This window comes from Kangiella sp. (genome assembly GCF_048265365.1).
Classification (GTDB): domain Bacteria; phylum Pseudomonadota; class Gammaproteobacteria; order Enterobacterales; family Kangiellaceae; genus Kangiella.
The window spans coordinates 1-19,833 of the sequence record NZ_JBLXBT010000011.1 but is presented as its reverse complement, the minus strand read 5'-3'; the positions used below and the strand labels follow the sequence as shown (position 1 = coordinate 19,833).

Genomic DNA, 19,833 nt, shown 5'->3' with positions numbered 1-19,833 from the left:
GGTGCCAAAGCGCTTCATACGCGCTCTGAAGCGTTACCGGCGCTGATCGTGGTAAATAATCGGGAAATCGCCACGCCCAGGAGCAATGGGCTGAAGCACGCAAGATAAGAAAGTGTTTTTACACACTCTGGGCCAAAAGCGGACGATTGCTGGCAGGTATTCAAGCTATGTCCCCAGGCCCTGGGGAAATAGCTTGGGGTTTGAGAAAGCCTGCTTAAGGTGGTCGTACACCAATCGCACCCGCTTCGATACAGGACCCTGCTGCGGGCGGTATATGAACAGATCCCATGGTGCTGGAGCGTGATCAGCCAAAACGGCAACCAGCTTTCCTGACCGCAGATGAGGCTCAGCCAGATAGGCAGGAATTTGGCCAAAACACATGCCTGCCAGGGTGGCTTCCAATTCCGTATCTGGATCATCACAGATAAGCGCTGGCTGCCTGGGCGCGAACGTTTGCCCGTCGGCAAATAGCCAAGGCCAAGGGCGGCCATTTTTCCGGTCGATCAGGACTGAAAGTGGCAGCTTAGCTAAGGCATCCAAAGATTTAGGTGGTGTCTTTTGGCCTATGAGAGACGGGCACGCGACAACGTAAAACGGCACGGGAGCTAAGGCACGTGCAACGTAGCGCCGGTCGCGTATAACCCCCACCCGGATACCAATATCGATATGCGCTTCAACGGCATCAGTCATCTGATCTTCCAAGCGGAGATCGAATTGCAGGTCAGGATGTGCAGCGGCCAGGGGCTGAAGAAACGGTATTAGGAAGCGCCTGCCAATAGCATGTGGAGCCGTAATCCCCACCTTACCTGACAGCTCAGGCTCCGTCCTGTGCGACCGGAATAGCGTATCGAAATGATCCAGAGCTGACCTGGCATCTTTGGCGTAATCCTGACCGAAAGCAGTGATGCTCACCTGGCGGGTATTGCGGTGGAACAGTGATTCGCCAAGCTCAGTTTCCAGGGCTTGAATGGCTCGAGTCACCCCTTGTGGGGAGATGCCTAATCGAGTTGCCGCTTCGCGGAAGCTACCTGCCTCTGCTGCTGTGCAAAAAATCCTAACCATCTCCATGCGGTTAAGCACGTTGCCCCTCCCGTTTATTCCATTTTCAGGAATAGTATAATCCAATCATTTCCATTTATTGAGATCAATCATGGGTCTAAAGTTTGCGCACTGCCAGGTTAACCAGCCATGGCGAAGTACAAACCCGCCGATGAGGTTCTCAGCATGAGCAATAACATTTCTGGAAAAGTTGTCGTTATCACCGGTGCCAGTAGCGGCCTGGGTGAGGTTACTGCACGCCACCTTGCTGCGCTTGGCGCTCGCGTAGTGCTGGCTGCACGTCGCAAAGATAAACTCGACGCATTGGTGGCTGAGCTGACCAATGCAGGTGGTCAGGCAATCGCGTATCAGACCGATGTTACCTCTCAGGAAGAGGTCAAAACGCTCATTCAAGGTGCCGTGGACACCTACGGTCGCATTGATGTACTGATCAACAATGCCGGACTGATGGCGATTGCACCGCTCAGCGATACTCGCACTGACGAGTGGGATCGCATGATCGATATCAACATCAAGGGTCTGCTGTACGGAGTCGCGGCTGCATTGCCAGTCTTCCAGAAACAAAACAGTGGTCACTTCATCAACATCGCATCGGTTGCAGGCCTGAAGGTGTTCAGCCCAGGTGGCACCGTGTACAGCGGCACCAAGTTTGCTGTGCGGGCTATCTCCGAAGGACTGCGTCACGAAGTCGGTGGCAGCATCCGCACCACGACTATCGAACCGGGCGCCGTGGACTCCGAACTGAAATTCGGCAGCACCCACCAACAGAGCCGCGATTTCGTGGTGGACTTCTACAAGCATGCAATTCCCGCCGAATCGGTCGCTCGAGCTATCGCCTTCGCAATTGAGCAGCCTGCTGACGTGGATATTAACGAGATCGTTCTGCGCCCAACCGTGCAGGAATTCTAATGAGTTGAGGGCCTGTCTCTTCGGCGTCAGGCCCCGCTTATCTGGAGTGAAAAGCGGTGAGTGCCACATGGCCCGGAAGAAAAGAAGCAAGCGCTCGATGCAGGTGCTGAATGCCCTGCAATTCTTCAGCAGCTTGCAGCTGTTCGTGGGGCTGACAACGGATTGATGGCAACGGTTATGGAGAGCTATCTACGGGAAGAGTTTCCCAGTAGCGAAATCAGGAGCGATTCGCAGAACAAGTCCATTGACGAGACCATCTCCATCGTCCGCTCCTACCTGCGGTAGAGGCACCAGGGTGCCCTCGGTGAGGGAAAATTTAGTTAGCTAGTAAAGGAAGCGACATCATGAAATCACGTGCAGCAGTTGCCTTCGGGCCTGGAAAGCCACTGGAAATCGTCGAGATCGACGTCGAGCCGCCGCGCAAGGGCGAGGTGCTTGTCAGGATCACGAATACCGGCGTTTGCCATACCGACGCCTTCACCCTGTCGGGCGAGGACCCGGAAGGCGTGTTCCCGGCGGTGCTGGGCCATGAGGGCGCCGGCATCGTGGTCGAGGTCGGCGAGGGCGTGACCTCGGTCAAGCCGGGTGACCACGTGATCCCGCTGTACACCGCCGAGTGCGGTGAGTGCCTGTTCTGCAAGAGCGGCAAGACCAACCTGTGCGTGGCGGTGCGCGCCACCCAGGGCAAGGGCGTGATGCCCGATGGCACCACCCGCTTCAGCTACAACGGCCAGCCGATCTACCACTACATGGGCTGCTCGACCTTCAGCGAATACACGGTGGTGGCCGAAGTCTCGCTGGCCAAGATCAACCCGGACGCCAATCCCGAGCATGTCTGCCTGCTGGGTTGCGGTGTGACCACCGGCATCGGCGCTGTTCACAACACGGCCAAGGTTCAGCCGGGTGACTCTGTGGCCATCTTCGGCCTCGGCGGCATCGGGCTCGCTGCGATTCAGGGGGCACGCCAGGCCAAGGCAGGTCGCATCATCGCCATCGACACCAATCCAGCGAAGTTCGAGCTGGCTCGTACCTTCGGCGCGACCGAATGCCTCAACCCGAAGGACTTCGACAAGCCGATTCACGAAGTTCTCATCGAGATGACCGGTTGGGGTGTCGATCACACCTTCGAGTGCATCGGCAACGTCAACGTGATGCGCTCGGCACTGGAAGCAGCACATCGTGGCTGGGGCCAGTCGATCGTCATCGGCGTGGCTGGTGCAGGCAAGGAAATTTCGACGCGCCCGTTCCAGTTGATCACCGGTCGCACCTGGAAGGGCTCGGCTTTCGGCGGGGTCAAGGGCCGCACTCAACTTCCCGGCATGGTGGAGGACGCAATGAAAGGCGAGATCGATCTCGCCCCGTTCGTCACCCACACCATGGGCCTCGACGACATCAACAAGGCCTTCGACCTGATGCATGAAGGCAAGTCGATTCGCACGGTGATCCACTACTGATCGCCCACTACCCATTCAACGCCAACCACCAAGGAAATTAATCATGTCCACTCCTGTCATTTCTGGCGATGGCATCTTTTCGCACGTCTTTATCGGCGCTGCCGACCTTCAGAAGTCGGTCGCGTTCTACGCCGCCGCTCTGGGTGCTCTTGGCATCAAGAACCTCGGTCCTTTCAACAACGGATGGGTACTTTTCGGTCGCGAAAAGCCGGCTTTCATCATCGCCCGCCCGAGCAATGGTGAAGCGCCTTCCAGCAACGGCGTGACGATCGGCTTTGCGGCCGCCACTCCCGCTGAAGTGGATGCCTTCCACGCCGCCGGCCTTGCCGCAGGCGGCACTGACGAGGGCCAACCTGGCGCACGTGGTCACCTGCCGGGTGCCTATGCTGCCTACCTGCGTGATCCGGCGGGCAACAAGGTCTGCTCGTACACCTTCGTCTGAAAGCAAGGAAGCTGAGAGCGTTCTGACAGGGTCAGCACAAGCCTCTATTATACGGCGAGCCTGTTAGACGGACTGCGTAACGCGGTGCATGCTCATGAAGATCGGCCCGCAGCCATGTGTGAAACGCATGGCTGCGGGCATTTGTTTTGAAGCGTGCTTTTCAACCAATGAGAAATGAGGTCGTTATGAAAGAGCCGGCCAATATCAATACGACGACCGTACAACCCACCCCAACCGCCACCGTGTACGGCATGCCGGCTTATGCCGATCGTGCTGCAGCCGTGGGTGAAGTGCATGCGCGCCCGCATCTGTTGCTTGAGGCCCCCCGCGGTATATTGCAGCTCGCTTTCATGACCGAAGGTGACCAGACCAGGGATCAGATGGCGATGAGCGAGTTGTCTCATCGCTTCGGCGTTGCCGAGCCCGACCACGCTACGCCGCTACACGGCATGACATGGGATGAGGGAGACCTTCACTGTGAAAAGCACACCGAGTTCTCTACGTATCTCTGGTGCGCTTCGCTGGATTCCAAGACGGGAGAGCCTTGCGGAGAAAATCCCTTCAAACATGGATTTGTTCCTCCGGGCCCGGTCATATCCGGCATCCGCTTGAGACTTCTTCCGTGGATACCAGAAACGGAGAAGGAGGCTGATCGCTTCGATCCTGCCAGCCTGTGCTACTCGTTGGTAGAGAACGGCTCTGCCGCCATCTTGACCGACTTCCGACAGGATGAGGATGGCCTGACGCAGATCCTCATCCTTGCTCGTGATTTGACCCCGGCGCGGGCAGGTGCGCTGGCTCAACTTCTATTGGAGATCGAGACGTACCGTACCTTGGCGTTGCTGTCTCTGCCGTTGACGCGATCGATGACGTCGGAGCTGCGACACATGGAGTCGCGCCTTGCTGCGATCACTGACGAGATGTGTACGAATTTGGTAGAACGCCGCGATAGCGACGTGCTGCTTTCCGAATTGACAGGTCTGGCCGCCGAACTGGAAGCTGGCGTCGCGGCAAATCTCTATCGCTTCGGCGCCAGCCGTGCCTACTACGAGATCGTCGAGGAAAGGCTGGCTGCGCTTTCAGAAGTGGCCGTATCCGGATACAGCACCTGGGCGGATTTCCTGCAGCGTCGCATCGCTCCAGCCATGCGGGAGTGCCAATCCGTAAAGGAGCGCCAGGCCAAGCTCTCCGACAAACTGACCCGAGCCATCGCGTTGCTGCGTTCGTGGATCGACGTCGAACTTGAACGCCAGAACCGCGATCTGCTGGCTTCGATGAACAACCGGGCCAAGTTGCAATTGCGCCTTCAGCAAACCGTCGAAGGCCTGTAGGTCGCGGCAATTTCTTATTACGTCGTGAGTCTTCTCGGCTACCTGCTCAAGGGCATTCCGATCGTTCACGACAGCGTGGCGCCGGTGATGGCGGTTCTGGTACCTGCGGTGATGCTGACGATCTGGTGGATCGTCCGCAGGATAAGACACGCCCACAGCGACACGGCGGCGGAAGAGAAATCTTCCTGACGAGCTGCCGTCCTGGCGCGCGATAGCTGCGCCGTCCGTTTGAACAGAGGAGAACAACATGCCAAGCAATTCTTTCGGTGAATCCTCTTGTACCGCTGCGGCCTGCATTGAAGCGTTTGTAGACCTTATTCCAGTAGCCAAACGCCTTGGGCAGGTCTCTCCAGGGACATCCCGTGCGCATGCGGTACAGCATGCCCTCCACGGTCATTCGTAGATCACGCTTGTTGTAGATGGCCTTGTGCAGCAGAATTTCCCGCAGCTTCGACCAATGCTCATCGCTGAGCAGTAATCGGGGCATTGCAAGCTCGTATCGATGTTGGGTCAGAGCTTCAACGATACGGGCTTGCTCTTATAGATCAATGGGTTAGCGCGAAATGGCAACAGACCCTAGCAAACCAGTTCAAATAACGTGGCGCAGTAGTTTTATCAGGTCCAAATGCGCCGTTTGGCCTGCGTCAGTTTCCCGGCGGTCTCCAGCTGTACATACACAAAACGCCTCTGGTCATCCACCGCGTCGCAACTCCCTGACACCCCGGCCCAGCTTGCGGCGCAACAGGGCCCGCAGGGTCACCCCATCCGAGTACCCGACCTGTGCGGCGACTTGGTCGACGCTCGCGTTTCCGGTGCGCAAGAGATGGACGGCATGCTCCACGCGCAGGTCCTGGAAATACGACAACGGTGTCTTGCCCAAAACGCTTTGCAGCCGCCGCGCCAAGGTGCGCTCGCTTGTGCCCGCGGCGCTGGCCGCCTCGGCCAGCGAGAACCCCTTCGCGAGCTGACTTCTGGCCCAGGACTCGAAGCGCTCCACCATCGGGTCGGCATGCGCAAGGTGGTCGGGAATCACGAACTCGGCTTGCGAACTGCGTGCCTCGACCAGCAGATAGCGTGCTACTAGGGCCGCCAGCGCCGGACTGCGCCCCCGGATGATGCGCAAGGCCAGGTCGACGTGGGCCAAAGCGGCACCCGCGGTAGTGAAGCGTGTCGAGTTCACGATCATGCGTGACTCGTCCAGCGTGACGTTCGGATAGCGCTGCCGAAACATCGGCCCCAGCCACCATGACGTCGTCGCACGATGCCCATCAAGCAGGCCACTCTCTGCAAGCAAGAAACTACCGGAGCAGGCGGCACCAAGGTGCGCGCCAGCGGTGGACCACTGCTGTAGCACGGCGACCGCATCGGGCACGTCGGGGCGTGTGAGCCGAGCCGAGAGCGTGTCAGGCATCTTTTCACCAAACGCGGGCACGAGCACGACGTCTGGTTCCGGCACACCACGCGCAGTGACCACGGGGACCGTCAAGCCTTGCGCAGTTCGGATGCGACGCCGCACGCCCACCAGCGTGAGCTCTATGTGCGCGGGAGCCTGTGGCAGCGAGCCCGACATCGCATTGGCCAAGCCCACTGTGTCGGTGAGCGCCGCAAGCCCCAGATCAAACACGCCATCACAAACAAGGATGTGGATTTTCATGGCAACAATGATATCAATGTTGTCATTATTGTCTATAGAGATGGCTGTCATGAAGACTTAGACTGCAGGCTCGTCGATCCATTCATCTAACCCAGTTACCCAAAGGATTACAGTATGACCAAGCTCGCCCTGTTTGTTCGCCTCGAAGCCAAACCCGGCCAGGAGGCTGCGCTTGCCGACTTCCTGGCCAGCGCACTGCCGCTCGCCAACGCCGAGTCCGGCACCACTGCCTGGTTCGCATTGAAGTTTGGCCCTTCGACGTTCGGTGTGTTCGATGCCTTTGCCGATGAGGCAGGTCGCCAAGCACATCTGAACGGCCAGATCGCCGCGGCCTTGATGGCCAACGCCGCGACCTTGCTCAGTTCTCCGCCCAATATCGAGAAGGTCGAACTGCTTGCAGCCAAACTGCCTGCATGACAACCCGGCCTTGACCCAATCAGGTCACGCTGCAGGATGGGGGGCACAAGCTCTACGCAGCGATCCCCCCCTCGATTGCACTTGCCCAGGGAGCTACCTTCCACAGCGACGGGGGGCAATATTGCAGCCAGAACTTCCAAGCTGCGTCAGCAAGCAGGGGCAACATCAGGGCTGGCTGTGATGTTCCGATTCGTCGGGTAGTTATCGAGAAGTACCGACTGTTTGCAACGTGTCGCTACCGAGAGCCGTCTGGGCGAGCCAGATTTCCGGCCCATTGGAAGTCCGCAGTCCGCAAGCGCGGATCGATCGAGCGATTTGTTGAAAATCAACGACCTAGCACCGGGCCGTTCGGGCCGTTCGGGCTAGTGAGGGTTTCTGGGGGGGCGTAACGATTCGAACTCCTGCAGGGGCTCGGTGGGGTGGAACCCTGCGCCAAACCTATGTAACTCAGCGCCTTGCGACCGCTGCAAACTCCTGCGGAAAGGTGCGGAATCCGGGCCTTGATGCCCGCAATCCTACCAGTTCTGCCCTGGTCGGGTCACCAACCGAGCGCATCAGACAGGGCGCCAGTTCTATTCCCGTTTGGGAATTGAACCCGCGTCAGCATCCACTCATCCGACGTTCGATCAGGCGGTGACGAACCGCTCCCGAAATGCTCGCCGGACCTGGTCGTAAGGCACAGGGCTGGTGGCGTGCGGGACCAGCGCGCTTCTGTCGCCGATGAGGTAGTTGATCCGGTAGGTGCAGTTTCCGGAGGGGTGCAGCATGCCGGCAATCACCCGGTCGGGATTCAGAACCCGCTCCTGGATCAGGCGGTCCAGCACGCTCTGGACCTACGGCCCCAAGCCAACGAACATGGCATCTTTCAGTTCTTCGACTTCCGCCGCGAAGTGCTACAGCAGGTACTTCCTCAGCAAGGGGTGCTTGGTCATATCCGGTGAGCCACGGTAATCGTCGTCCTTTACGAATACCGGATAGCGCAGACATTGATTTTCGTGCGTCAGAGAGGGCCTCGCTGCCCAAAAGCCTCACGCGCAAACTCCAAGAAGCTGCGCAGCTTTGGAGTCATTCTTCGGTCAGGGGCATAGAGGATGTGCATTGCGGTATTCGGCACCGGGTACTGCGGCAACAGACGCACCAGTGTCCCATCGCGCAGTGCATCGCTAACCAACTCTATCGGCTGTAGAACCACGCCTAGACCAGCTACAGCCGCTGCCAGCAGTGGATCACCTTGATTGATCGTTAATTTGCTTGTAATAGGAACATCTATACGCCCCTCCGGGCTGTCGAAGCTCCAGTGTGAGCGGCCATCAGAATAGGTAAACCCCAGACATTCCTGCTGCTGTAGATCCCACGGATTGATGATGGGAGGGCGACGTGCAAGATAGGACGGCGCAGCGCATAAAACCATCTGATAGGGCTCCAGTGGCAATGCCTTCAACCCACTGCTCGCCAGCTCGCCGATGCGAAATACCACGTCGTAACCATCATCAACGATATCGACCAGTTCGTTCGATAACGTTAGGTCAACAGACACCTGAGGATACCGAACCATGTATTCCAGCAGGCGTGGCGAAAGCGTGCGGATTCCGAACGTGACCGGCGCGTTGATGCGAAGGCGGCCGCTTGGTGTGCCCCGAGTGAGGGCAGCCAGGCTCTCGGCAGACTGCATGTCTGCAAGGATCAGTTTTGCTCGCGGGTAGAACGCCCTGCCGAAGTCGGTGAGGCTTTGCCTGCGCGTAGTCCGGTGCAGCAGGGAAACACCCAGATGTTGTTCGAGCATTTTCACCTGTTTCCCTACCAATTGAGGGGACAGATTCAGGTCGTCCGCAGCGGCGCTGAATGAACCCAGCTCAACTGTTTTGACGAACGTGGCCATCTGGGTCAGGCGATCCATTATAAACACTCTGTTTCTAGTAATACGCCATCGTAGGCATTTATCTAGCGCCAACCAATGACTAAATTTTTGTCACCTTTCGAGTGCCCGGATACCTTCCGGATGTACGTCGAGGCCCATTGATAAACGAGGTATTTATGATGGCACGCATTGTCAGAATTCATGAATACGGTGACGCCAGCGTTCTGAAGCTGGAAGATCTGGAAGTATCGGCACCAGCAGCAAACGAGGTGCAAATTAGTGTTAAAGCTTTTGGCTTGAACCGAGCCGAAGTGATGTTCCGCAATCACGCATACCTACAAGAAGCGGAGTTCCCCAGCCGCTTAGGCTACGAGGCCGCAGGCATCGTAACGGCAGTTGGGAGCGACGTAACCGAGATCACGATTGGTGACTCGGTCGCTCTGATCCCACCTCTGGATATTGCTCGCTGGGGCACCTACGGCGAGTTGGCCAATGTACCGGCCCACCTGGTGGTAAAGAGCCCTGAGAACTTGTCCTTTGAAGAGGCTGCGGCGTCTTGGATGCAGTACGTCACCGCCTGGGGGGGATTGATTGAACAGGCGAAGCTACGTCAGGGCGATTTTGTCATCGTTACCGCCGCGTCAAGCAGTGTTGGCTTGGCCGCCTTCCAAATGGCTCGTATGGTCGGCGCCACATCGATTGCGATCACTCGAACTCACGCGAAGAAGCAAGCCCTACTTGATGCAGGCGCTGCGCATGTCATCGTCAGCGATGAAGAGGATATCGTCGAGCGTGTTATGACGATAACTGCCGGTCAAGGCGCTCGCGTTGTATTCGATCCTGTAGGCGGGCCGTCCTTGGAACCTCTCACGCAGAGCATGGCGCGGGGCGGAATTTTGCTGGAGTACGGCGCACTTAGCTCTGAACCGACACCATTCCCACTGTTTACCGTGCTGGGCAAAAGCCTGACTTTGAAGGGCTATCTCTACGCAGAGATTGTGGCCGACCCTGAAGCCCTAGAGAGAGCAAAGGCTTTTATTCTGCAAGGGTTGGAGTCCGGTGCGTTGCGCCCGATCATCGCAAAGACATTCACACTTAGCGACATCCAGGATGCCCATCGTTTCCTTGAAGCCAATCAGCAGATCGGCAAGATCGTGGTAACTGTCTGACCAGCAATTATGGGGCTGAGAGCGTAATCCTTCGGCCCCGATTCAAGCCAGCCCTGATGACCGCTTTTGGCCGATTCTGTGTATCCGTCCGGCCAACACACCTTCTTGGCCCCGACGCCAAAGGCGATGGTGTCCACCTGATTTAAGTGGACACCATTTCTAGCCTTTTATGCCGCTGGGCAAACCTATTTTCCCGAGGGCGTGGCGCGGCCGGGTTGGTATCAGCCAACGGACAGAGGTGTTGAGCGCAGGCTGGGAGAAAGACTCGCTTGGCTGCGCTCGCCCGATGATGAGACGCCGCCAGAGGCGGACGCCTGATCGGTCCATCCGAAACCTGCCCATCGTGATCTCACAAACTACAGGATAAGCACATGCCAGCCTCTTCTTTCGGTGAGTCCTCGGCGCATATCAGACGGAGACGCGTTGCCCACTATCTACGCACGGAGTCTGGCGCTGCGGTGCTGCTGGTGATCGTCACGGTTGTGGCGCTCGTGTGGGCGAACTCGCCGCTATCTAACGCCTATTTCGAGTTGTGGCACCTAGACGTCGGGTTCAACTTCGGGCCACTGCGCCTACACATGGATCTGCATCACTGGGTCAACGACGGCCTGATGGTCGTCTTCTTCTTCCTGATCGGACTGGAGGTGCGTCAGGAGTTCGCCCACGGATCGCTCCGTGACCGCAGCCGTGCCCGCCTCGCCCTGATCGCGGGGGTCACGGGAGTCGTGCTTCCCGCGCTGGTGTATGTCCTGATCGTGAAACTAGCCGGAAGTGAGGGCCTGCACGGGTGGGGTGCGGTGGTCGGCACCGATACGGCGTTCATGCTGGGCACCTTGGCGATCGTCGGCCCGCGGCTATCGGGTCAGTTGCGCGTGTTCCTGCTCACCCTGACCGTGGTCGATGACTTCCTCGCAGTGTCCATCATCGGCATCGTCTATAGCGAGGAGATCCGGATCGTCCCGTTGCTTATCGCCCTCGCCAGCCTCGTTGGATTGTGGTTGTTGGGGCGCACCCGCCAGTGGCGGGCGACGCCGTATGTGTTGATCGTGATCGTGCTGTGGTTCGCGACCGTGTACTCCGGCATCCATGCCTCCCTGGCCGGGATGGCTGCGGGGCTCCTGATCCCCGCCTACGCGACGCAGCGTCACAAAGTCGTCGCGGCAAGACAACTGTTCCGTGACTTCTGGCAGTCTCCGAGTGCCGCATCGGCCCACGCGGTGGACCGCGGACTATCCCGCGGTATCTCTGTGAACGAGCGGCTGCACGAGTTCCTGCGGCTGCCGGCGGCACTGCTGATCGTGCCGGTGTTCGCCTTGGCGAACGCCGGGGTGGATCTGCGTGGCGGGTTGCTCGCTGAGGCCTTCGGCTCGCCCGTGACCTGGGGCGTCATCTCGGGACTCGTGCTCGGTAAGCTCCTAGGCATCGGGCTCATCACTCTAGCCGCAGTCCGCCTCGGACTGGGGCGCCTGCCGGTGGGCGTCGGGATGGGGAGCGTGTTCGGTGGTGCGGCGCTGTCCGGGATCGGTTTCACCGTGTCGCTGCTCATCATCGGGCTCGCGTTCGGTACGACCTCTGACCTGGGCCGCCAGGCGACGGTCGGGGTGCTCGTGTCGATGTTACTCGCCACGTTGCTGGGGTGGCTCATATTCAAGGTCGCCGCTCTCAAGTGGGGGGAGGAGACTGCCGATTTGCCGATGGTACTTGAGCCACCAGTCGATCCGGAGGTCGATCACATCCGCGGTCCGGAGGACGCCCAGCTCACGCTCGTGGAGTACGTTGACTTCGAGTGCGCGTACTGTGCACACGCCACCGGTTCGTGGGACGATCTGCGCGCCCACTTCGGGGACGACCTGCGGTATGTGGTGCGCCAGTTGCCGCACCACCCCCACGGGCCGATCGCCGCGCGGGCGTCCGAGGCGGCATCGAACCAGGGGATGTTCTGGCCGTGGCTGGACTTCGTGTTCACCCGTCAGCATGCGCTGGAGCGAGAGGACTTGATCGGCTACGCCGCCGAGCTGGGTCTTGACATCGATCGGTTCATCGCGGATCTCGACAGCCCCGCAGTGATAGAGCGTGTCGAGCGTGACCTCGTCAGCGCGGTCGCCAGCGGTGCGCACGTCACTCCTACGTTCTTCATCGAGGGTCGTCGTCTGCTCGGCAGTTACGACGCCCGCACTCTCACCGCAGTGCTCGAAGCCAGTCGCCGCGGCCCTCGCACTCAGGAAGTCCCGTCCTGAGTGGGGCGAACTACAGGATAAGAACATGCCAAGCAATTCTTTCGGTGAATCCTCTTGTACCGCTGCGGCCAGCGGCCTCGTGCAGGTGCGTGGCGCGCGTGAGAACAACCTCAAAGAGGTGGACGTCTCTATCCCGCGGAATGCGCTGGTGGTGTTCTCGGGTGTCTCCGGCTCCGGGAAGTCCTCGCTGGCCTTCGGCACCATCTATGCCGAGGCGCAGCGACGCTACTTTGAGTCGGTGGCCCCCTATGCACGGCGCCTGATCGACCAGGCGGGCGTGCCGGACGTAGATGCGATCGACGGCCTGCCACCAGCGGTGGCGCTGCAGCAGCAGCGGGGGGCCAGCAATGCGCGTTCCTCCGTGGGCAGTGTGACCACCCTGTCCAGCCTGGTGCGGATGATGTATTCGCGCGCCGGCGCCTATCCCGCCAACCAGCCGATGCTGTACGCCGAGGATTTTTCGCCGAACACGCCGCAGGGGGCGTGCTCGACCTGCCACGGCTTGGGTCATGTGTACGAAGTGACCGAGGCGATCATGGTGCCCGACCCCTCCCTGAGCATCCGTGAGCGGGCGATTGCTTCCTGGCCACCCGCCTGGCAGGGCCAGAACCTGCGCGACATCCTGGTCAGCATGGGCTACGACGTTGACCGGCCGTGGAAGGACCTGCCGAAAAAGGATCGCGACTGGATTCTGTTCACCGAGGAAACACCAACGGTGCCGGTGTACGCCGGTTTCACGCCTGCCGAAACCCGCACCGCGCTCAAACGCAAGATGGAGCCGAGCTACATGGGCACCTTCACCGGCGCCCGGCGGTATGTGTTGCACACCTTCGCCAATACCCAGAGCGCGCTGATGAGAAAGCGCGTATCCCGGTTCATGGAGGGCAAGCCGTGCCCCACCTGCCACGGCAAGAGGCTCAAGCCCGAAGCGCTGTCGGTCACCTTCGCTGGGGTGGACATCGGCGCGTTTATGCAGATGCCGCTGGACCACTTGGCGGCATTGCTCGAACCCATCGCACAGGGCGATTTCCGCGCCCATGCAGCGGGTGCGGCTACGGACAAGGAAGCGACCCGGCGCGAGCGTGCCGAACGCGCTGCCACCGGCCGTGCGGTCCATGCGGTATCGCCCGACGTGCGCCGTACCTCCGCGCTGTCGGAAGAAAAGCGCCTCGCCGCACAGCGCCTGGCTGGAGGCGTGATGGCGCGCCTGCGCCAACTGCGCGGGCTAGGCCTGGGCTACCTGACGCTGGACCGGGCCACGCCGACGCTTTCGGCCGGCGAGTTGCAACGCTTGCGGTTGGCCACGCAATTAAGTTCCCTGCTGTTCGGCGTCGTGTACGTACTCGACGAACCCTCGGTGGGCCTGCATCCCTCCGACAGCCAGGCCCTGTACGATGCACTCGACCGGCTGCGCGACGCGGGCAACTCGGTGTTTGTGGTGGAGCACGACCTGGACCTGATGCGCCGCGCGCAATGGCTCGTGGATGTCGGGCCGGATGCCGGGGAGCGTGGCGGCCGCGTGCTCTACAGCGGCGAGCCGGATGGCCTGCGCAAGATTGCCGAATCGCGTACTGCACGTTACCTGTTCGACGAAATTCCCGCACCCGGAAGCCGAGCACGCGAAGCGACCGGCTGGTTGGAGCTGCAGGGCATCCACCGCCATAACCTGCATGGCGTGGATGCGCGCATTCCGCTGGGCGTGCTGACAGCCGTTACCGGCATCTCTGGCTCCGGCAAATCCAGCCTCGTCGCGCAGGCCCTGCCGGAATTGGTGCTGCTGCACCTGGGCCACGAGCCTGAAGACGATGCCGCCGAAAGCGCCACCAGCGAAGGGCCGGCAGTGGTCGAAGCGACCGGCGGCCATCTGGCGGGCGACGTGGACGCCATACAGCGCCTGGTGCAGGTGGACCAGAAGCCGATCGGGCGCACGCCGCGGTCGAACCTGGCTACCTACACGGGTCTGTTCGACCATGTGCGCAAGCTGTTCGCCGCCACGCCCGATGCTCGACGCCGCCGCTATGATGCCGGACGGTTCTCGTTCAACGTCGCCAAGGGGCGCTGCGAGACTTGCGAGGGCGAGGGTTTCGTTAGCGTGGAACTGCTGTTCATGCCCAGCGTGTACGCGCCGTGCCCGACCTGCCATGGCGCGCGCTACAACGAGGCCACGCTGAAGGTGCAGTGGAACGGGCGCAACATCGCCGAGGTGCTGCAGATGACCGTGGACGATGCCAGCGAATTCTTCGCGGGTGAAGACGCGGTGGCAAGGCCCCTGCAACTGCTGCGCGACATCGGACTGGGCTATCTGCGCCTGGGGCAACCGGCCACTGAGCTTTCCGGTGGCGAGGCGCAGCGCATCAAGCTGGCGACCGAGCTTCAGCGCAGCCAGCGCGGCCGAAGCCTGTACGTGCTCGACGAGCCGACCACCGGGCTGCACGCGTCGGATGCCGACCGGCTGCTGGTGCAGTTGCAGCGCCTGGTCGATGCCAGCAATACCGTAGTGATGATCGAGCACGACATGCGTGCGGTGGCCCAAGCCGACTGGGTGATCGACGTAGGGCCAGGCGCGGGCGCTGCCGGCGGCAGCATCGTGGTGGCGGGTTCCCCTCAGCAGGTGGCCCGAAAGTCTGGCAGCCGAACCGCTCCGTTCCTTGCACGGGAGTTGGCGCGGGTCGAGTAGCTTAGTTCGCCAAATGTTGCCAGCTTCGCGGGGCATTGATCGTCGCCACACGGTGGTGACGGTCGCTGCCCGAGTCGCGTCATCCTTCCTGAGTCAGAGCAAGATAGGGATTGTTGGGCGGTATTTCGGCGAATACCAAGGACCCATTTTCGAGGAGGTAGCCATGCAGTCGGCGGGACTTCCTCGGGCCCGTGACTTCACAGGTCCAAATGTTCAGGCCATTTGAGTGCTTGCGGTGTAGCTGCAGTTTCTCAAAGCGCTTTTGCACCCACTGCCAATCCTGTTGCTTGTCCTGCCTGGCTAGCGCATCCACCTGGGATGTTCCTGCGCATAGCGATGGAACACGCCGGGACTGACCAGGTAGGCGGTGTCGCTCACCGTATGCACGAGCGCCTTGGCGTCGTTGATGATGAGTCGCCGCGCGGCGACTCCCTGTTGCAGCCACGTCATGAAATGCTCCCCGGATGGTATCGCGACTATTGGAGTTGATGCAGGTCCAGGCGCAGGGGTAAGTGGCAAGGGAGACGCTGCGGCTGTGGTTGGGGCAGGAACGTCAGGCTGGGCAGGGACTTTCTCCACTGGCTCTTCACTCTTCCCCATGTCGGCCGTGCCATCCAATCCAACCATCGGCAGCATGTCCTCCATGACGTCGGGCACGGGCGGGGCCGCAGTCGGCAAGGCGGTATCGCTGCGAGGGCATTCCCAAGGGGGAGTCTCCTGACCTTCGGGTGCTGGCTGCCCCACGACCGCGGGCGGTGTGCCTGGTGCACTCCCGTTGATTTCCGCTGGCGTCGTGTCGATCGCCACCGTGCCTGCGAAAAGCGCTGGCCGCTCGCCGGATTCCCAGATCAGCGCGGGCGCGAGGCGCAACAGGGTGAACGAGTAGGACCAGCCGGTCGCACTGGTCACGGTCGCGCGCCAGACCGCCTTGCCGTCTGAGGTAGGCTGGAGCATGCCGTGGTCCTGCAGCACGTTGAAGACGGCGGTGTTGTTCGCAGGAATGCCGTCGATCCCCTGAGACAGCAGGTGCGCGCGCAGCTTGTCCGAGACAGTCTTGCTCACCAGCCACAGCCCATCCTCAGTGAGCCAGCCATCGGAGGCTTCCGGCTGATTCAGCTTCAACTGTTCCTTGAGCAGGAAGCGCAGCCCGTCCAGCAGCTTGCGTTGCAGCGCGTGCCTGGGCGCGGCCATGGCGCGCGCGGGATCGCCGCCCAGTTCCTGTGCCACAGAAGCGCGATCAGCCTGCACGACCAGTTCACCCAGCACGCCGGCGTGCTCGTACTGCCCGGCCAAGACGTAGAGCAATGGTGCCCACAGAGACGGATAGCCGCTGAGCCAGTCTAGGAGCGGACCATCGAGCAATTGGCGGTAGAGCAGCCCTGTTGCGGCGCTGTGCAACCGGTACTCGCGGTCTTCGCGGTAGCGGAAGCGGTACGACTGGTGCAGCGGGCCGTGCCAGGGATGCCACAGCGAGCCGTCTGCCAGCTCGACCAGCAGATCGACGGCCACCTTGCCGATGTCGTGCAGCCACGGCGTTGTAACCGGCGTAGTCGTCGGTCATCAGGTAGCCGCGGTAGCCATCGAGCAGGCGTAGCGGCACCTCCTGCGCGCGGCTGGCTGTGTAGTCGAAAAGGATCACCGGCTTGTCCGGCGGCCCACCGCTTTGCACCCACATCCAGGATTGTGCCGAGGGGTCGCGTCCCGGTTCATGCAGCACCTGCAAGCGCGTTTCGTCGCAGTGCAACACGGGGTAGTCCAGCAGCTTGTCGCGCATCAGGTTGAGCAACGGTTGCAGTTGCTCGCCACTTTGGATCACCCAACGCGCCAGGGGCTGGCGTGGGATGTCGACGCCGTGGCGGCTGCCCCCTAAAGAAGGTTGGCCGTAGAAGAGCACTTGAAGGGCTTCGCGTCCCTCTCTGGAGTGTGCTGTCTTTTGCGTGTACAGCCCCTGGTTTCAGCGTTGTCAAGTGGCAGTTTTGCTATAGGAGCGTTTTTTCCGCGCACCGCATCACTGGTAATGCTATTCGATCACTCGAAGCTTCGGATGATCTGATCGTTATTTGGTCAGATTGCTGTTTTTGACATCGGCAAAGACTGAAATCAGTCAGAAATACAAGGGTGTGCAGCCCTAGATTCTTTCTTGCAGCGCCTTGAAGAAGGCATCGATATTCTCATCGTGGCGTTTGTAGTAGGTCCAGGGGCCGATCCGCTGCGATGTCACCAATTGCGCGCGCTGTAGAGCTGCGAGATAAAGCGATGTCGTTGACTGCGAGAGGCCCGTGCGCTCTTGGATGATACTGACGCACACGCCTACCGTTTCTGGGTCGACTTCCTGCTCGGGAAAGACTGTCCTGGGATCCTTGAGCCAATTGAGGATGGCAAGGCGCGTCGGGTTCGCCAATGCTTTCAGGGCTTCGTTGACGTCAATAGTCATGAATTTTTTGAGACCTGTTTTTTTCGATATCTAGATATCTTCCTGATTCGCGCATCAAATTGGAAGGCTTCGCCATGATCTCTGCGCGCCTGCCCGTCGCAATGACGGGCTGGTTTGGACTGGAATCCTATTGCCCTGTCAGGTAGGACTATCGGGCACCTGTGCGCCGAATTGCGGGACGATATGTTTGCCAAGTTCCTCGATAACCTCTGCTGCGGGGCGTTTACCATACTTGAGGTTCAGGATGACGTGATCTACACCGATTTCCTGAAGTGTATCCAGCAAGGCCCGCAGGTGGTTACGTCCCAGTCGGAATCCTAGATGGATAGGCGAGGGTGGCGTGGATGGGTGTTCGTCCAGGTCGATATACAGCGATTGCAAGAACGGCTTGTAGATAGTGCCACATTGTTTAGCCGTTTCCTGTCGCCAATCTTCCACGATGAGTCGCTGCATTTTTGGCGGACGTGGATAGTTGATCCATCCATGGCTTTCACGCGCGATCCAATCGAGCGGCTGGCGGCTGTGTCCGGTTACGAATAGCGGTATTTCCCGAGTCGTAGGTTTGGGAACGAGATCGGCCCCCAGTAACTCGCCGTGACTCCAGCGAATGGGCTCGAAGTGTGTTCGATGGGCTTGGCGTATCACATTGAGGTTTTCTTGAAAGGTCTCGCCACGCTGTTCTGGATCAATGCTGAATGCGGGAAACTCCACGGGACGATCGCCAGAGGCTACTCCCAGGAGCAAGCGACCTCCGCTCAACTGATCAATGCTCGCTGCGGCCTTTGCCGTGTGCAAGGGATTACGCAGAGTAAGGGCGATGGAGGCGGTGCCTAGTGCGATTTTTGTTGTATGGGCTGCCATGTAGCCCAGATACACCCAAGGGTCGAAAACCTGGCCGACATCGCCGAAGCTTGGGTCCCTGAGTGGGACGTCGCGAAACCAGAGCGCCGAAAAACCAAGTGCCTCTGCACGTTTGGCCAGCGCGACCTGATCTAGCATGCTCGGTGTATCACCTTCGAAAGCCTCCAGGGGAAAGAACAGCCCAAGGCTTAGATGACCCTGCCTGAAGGTTCGTTTGAATCCCCTATGCTCTTGGTAGGGGATCGTGCTCGGTTGGTACATGCTTAACTTCCTCGGTCAACAATCGCTGAGCCACGCCCCTGAGTTATGGGGCGTGGCATTGAGCGTTTAGGATTTGTAAGTCGGGTAGTCGGTGTAGCCCTTATCGGTACCGCCGTACATGGTGCTTGGATCAACTGGGTTAAGCGGCCAGTTGTTGGCGATACGAGCGGGCAGGTCGGGGTTCGCAATGAAGGGGCGGCCAAAAGCGATCAGATCGCCCCAGCCAGCTTTTATCACGCGATTTCCTCGTTCAGCGGTGTACTTGCCGGCATAGATAATCTTGCCGCTGAAGGTCTTACGAACAGCTTCCCGGAACGTCTCAGGCAGCTCGGGTGCGTTTTCCCAATCGGCTTCGGCGAGCGACAGGTAGGCAATGCCCACTTCCTCGAGGATCTTCACTGCCTCGATGTAGGTTTGATGAGGATCTTCTTCGACCAGACCAAGGTAGACGCGGTCTTCGTCTGTGGTCGCGAACAGCGGGGCGAAGCGAACGCCAACGCGCTCCTTGCCGACCACACCAGCAACAGCGAGGGTGATTTCGCGCAGGAAGCGAAGACGGTTCTGCAGCGAACCGCCATATTCATCATCACGCTGGTTGGTATGGGCCGAAATGAACTGGTTTACCAGGTACCCGTTCGCGCAGTGAAGCTCCACCCCGTCAAAACCTGCGTCCAAAGCATTTCGGGCTGCTTGGGCGTAGAGCTCAACCAGTTCCTTTACCTCCTTGGTGGACAGGGCTCGTGGGGTCGAAGGGTCGGCCAGTGTACCCGTGCCGGGGCCAGTTTCGATGAACACCTTGACGTTGTCCGCGCGGATGGCTGATGGCGCGACGGGCGCTTCACCACCGGGTTGCAGCGATGTGTGCGACACGCGGCCCACATGCCAAAGTTGAGCAAAGATCACCCCCCCTTCGGCGTGAACAGCGTCGGTGACCTTACGCCAGCCTTGTATCTGTTCCGGGCTATGAATGCCAGGTGTCCAGGCATAACCCTGTCCTCGGGGTTCGATCTGTGTGCCCTCGGTCACCATGAAGCCAGCACCGCTGCGCTGACGGTAATATGTGGCCATCA

Annotated in this window: 15 protein-coding genes and 5 pseudogenes; 10 read left to right on the top strand and 10 right to left on the bottom strand. The window is 60.0% G+C overall.

The window, feature by feature from the left end:
• Positions 1–165: 165 nt before the first annotated feature.
• Positions 166–1,080 (bottom strand): LysR family transcriptional regulator, encoded by a 915-nt coding sequence (locus tag ACN0VI_RS14680; protein WP_015275820.1) that lies wholly within the window; start codon positions 1,078–1,080, stop codon positions 166–168.
• A 144-nt stretch (positions 1,081–1,224) separates the two neighbouring features.
• On the opposite strand from ACN0VI_RS14680, the gene ACN0VI_RS14675 reads away from it, so the two are divergent.
• The 5 genes and pseudogenes from ACN0VI_RS14675 (at position 1,225) to ACN0VI_RS14655 (ending at position 5,384) form a co-directional block, all read left to right on the top strand.
• Positions 1,225–1,968, top strand: coding sequence for an SDR family oxidoreductase (locus tag ACN0VI_RS14675; protein ID WP_031633346.1), 744 nt, complete (start codon positions 1,225–1,227; stop codon positions 1,966–1,968).
• Positions 1,969–2,028: 60 nt separating this feature from the next.
• A complete protein-coding gene (locus ACN0VI_RS14670) occupies positions 2,029–2,253 on the top strand; it encodes a metal-sensing transcriptional repressor (RefSeq protein ID WP_013970887.1) in 225 nt (74 codons plus the stop codon).
• Between the two features lie 59 nt (positions 2,254–2,312).
• A complete protein-coding gene (locus ACN0VI_RS14665; protein ID WP_003291553.1) occupies positions 2,313–3,422 on the top strand; it encodes an S-(hydroxymethyl)glutathione dehydrogenase/class III alcohol dehydrogenase in 1,110 nt (369 codons plus the stop codon).
• A 43-nt stretch (positions 3,423–3,465) separates the two neighbouring features.
• On the top strand, positions 3,466–3,864 hold the full coding sequence (locus ACN0VI_RS14660; RefSeq protein WP_049326294.1) for a VOC family protein: 399 nt from the start codon (positions 3,466–3,468) through the stop codon (positions 3,862–3,864).
• Positions 3,865–4,049: 185 nt separating this feature from the next.
• Positions 4,050–5,384, top strand: a pseudogene (locus ACN0VI_RS14655) (DUF3422 family protein).
• 103 nt (positions 5,385–5,487) lie between these two features.
• Here ACN0VI_RS14655 and ACN0VI_RS14650 read toward each other — a convergent pair.
• Together ACN0VI_RS14650 and ACN0VI_RS14645 are read right to left on the bottom strand one after the other, a co-directional pair.
• Positions 5,488–5,682 (bottom strand): annotated as a pseudogene (locus tag ACN0VI_RS14650) (transposase); the annotation flags it as partial.
• A 204-nt stretch (positions 5,683–5,886) separates the two neighbouring features.
• Entirely contained in the window at positions 5,887–6,900 is a 1,014-nt protein-coding gene (locus tag ACN0VI_RS14645; protein WP_046618252.1) for a GlxA family transcriptional regulator, read from the bottom strand.
• A 63-nt stretch (positions 6,901–6,963) separates the two neighbouring features.
• Between ACN0VI_RS14645 and ACN0VI_RS14640 the strand changes: the two genes are divergently transcribed.
• Complete coding sequence (locus tag ACN0VI_RS14640) at positions 6,964–7,266, top strand: putative quinol monooxygenase (RefSeq protein ID WP_007182542.1); 303 nt, start codon at positions 6,964–6,966, stop codon at positions 7,264–7,266.
• A gap of 626 nt (positions 7,267–7,892) precedes the next feature.
• Here the strand turns inward: ACN0VI_RS14640 and ACN0VI_RS14635 are convergent.
• Entirely contained in the window at positions 7,893–8,090 is a 198-nt protein-coding gene (locus tag ACN0VI_RS14635; protein ID WP_023082110.1) for a hypothetical protein, read from the bottom strand.
• 176 nt (positions 8,091–8,266) lie between these two features.
• The gene (locus tag ACN0VI_RS14630) at positions 8,267–9,163 is read right to left on the bottom strand and encodes a LysR family transcriptional regulator (protein ID WP_013970892.1); all 897 of its coding nucleotides are present in this window, start codon (positions 9,161–9,163) and stop codon (positions 8,267–8,269) included.
• A 140-nt stretch (positions 9,164–9,303) separates the two neighbouring features.
• Between ACN0VI_RS14630 and ACN0VI_RS14625 the strand changes: the two genes are divergently transcribed.
• The 4 genes and pseudogenes from ACN0VI_RS14625 to ACN0VI_RS14610 all read left to right on the top strand — a co-directional run bounded on the left by ACN0VI_RS14625 (position 9,304) and on the right by ACN0VI_RS14610 (position 15,207).
• Complete coding sequence (locus tag ACN0VI_RS14625; protein ID WP_042927614.1) at positions 9,304–10,293, top strand: zinc-dependent alcohol dehydrogenase family protein; 990 nt, start codon at positions 9,304–9,306, stop codon at positions 10,291–10,293.
• A gap of 168 nt (positions 10,294–10,461) precedes the next feature.
• A pseudogene (locus ACN0VI_RS14620) lies at positions 10,462–10,611 on the top strand (recombination factor protein RarA); the annotation flags it as partial.
• Positions 10,612–10,664: 53 nt separating this feature from the next.
• Positions 10,665–12,530, top strand: coding sequence for a Na+/H+ antiporter NhaA (gene nhaA / locus ACN0VI_RS14615; RefSeq protein ID WP_417447306.1), 1,866 nt, complete (start codon positions 10,665–10,667; stop codon positions 12,528–12,530).
• Positions 12,531–12,555: 25 nt separating this feature from the next.
• Positions 12,556–15,207 (top strand): excinuclease ABC subunit A, encoded by a 2,652-nt coding sequence (locus ACN0VI_RS14610; RefSeq protein ID WP_417447305.1) that lies wholly within the window; start codon positions 12,556–12,558, stop codon positions 15,205–15,207.
• A 79-nt stretch (positions 15,208–15,286) separates the two neighbouring features.
• Here ACN0VI_RS14610 and mobH read toward each other — a convergent pair.
• The 5 genes and pseudogenes from mobH to ACN0VI_RS14585 form a co-directional block, all read right to left on the bottom strand.
• Positions 15,287–16,734: pseudogene (gene mobH / locus ACN0VI_RS14605) on the bottom strand (MobH family relaxase); the annotation flags it as partial.
• Positions 16,732–17,068: pseudogene (locus ACN0VI_RS14600) on the bottom strand (IS66 family transposase); the annotation flags it as partial. The pseudogenes ACN0VI_RS14600 and mobH, both read right to left, overlap by 3 nt.
• A 267-nt stretch (positions 17,069–17,335) precedes the next feature.
• Positions 17,336–17,641 carry an ArsR/SmtB family transcription factor gene (locus ACN0VI_RS14595; protein WP_012464920.1) on the bottom strand — a complete coding sequence of 102 codons (306 nt, stop codon included), beginning with the start codon at positions 17,639–17,641 and terminating at the stop codon, positions 17,336–17,338.
• A gap of 138 nt (positions 17,642–17,779) precedes the next feature.
• Positions 17,780–18,763: an LLM class oxidoreductase gene (locus tag ACN0VI_RS14590; protein ID WP_003291626.1), complete on the bottom strand. Its 984-nt coding sequence runs from the start codon at positions 18,761–18,763 to the stop codon at positions 17,780–17,782.
• A gap of 66 nt (positions 18,764–18,829) precedes the next feature.
• The coding region (locus ACN0VI_RS14585; RefSeq protein WP_417447304.1) for an alkene reductase at positions 18,830–19,833 on the bottom strand (1,004 nt) is incomplete at its 5' end.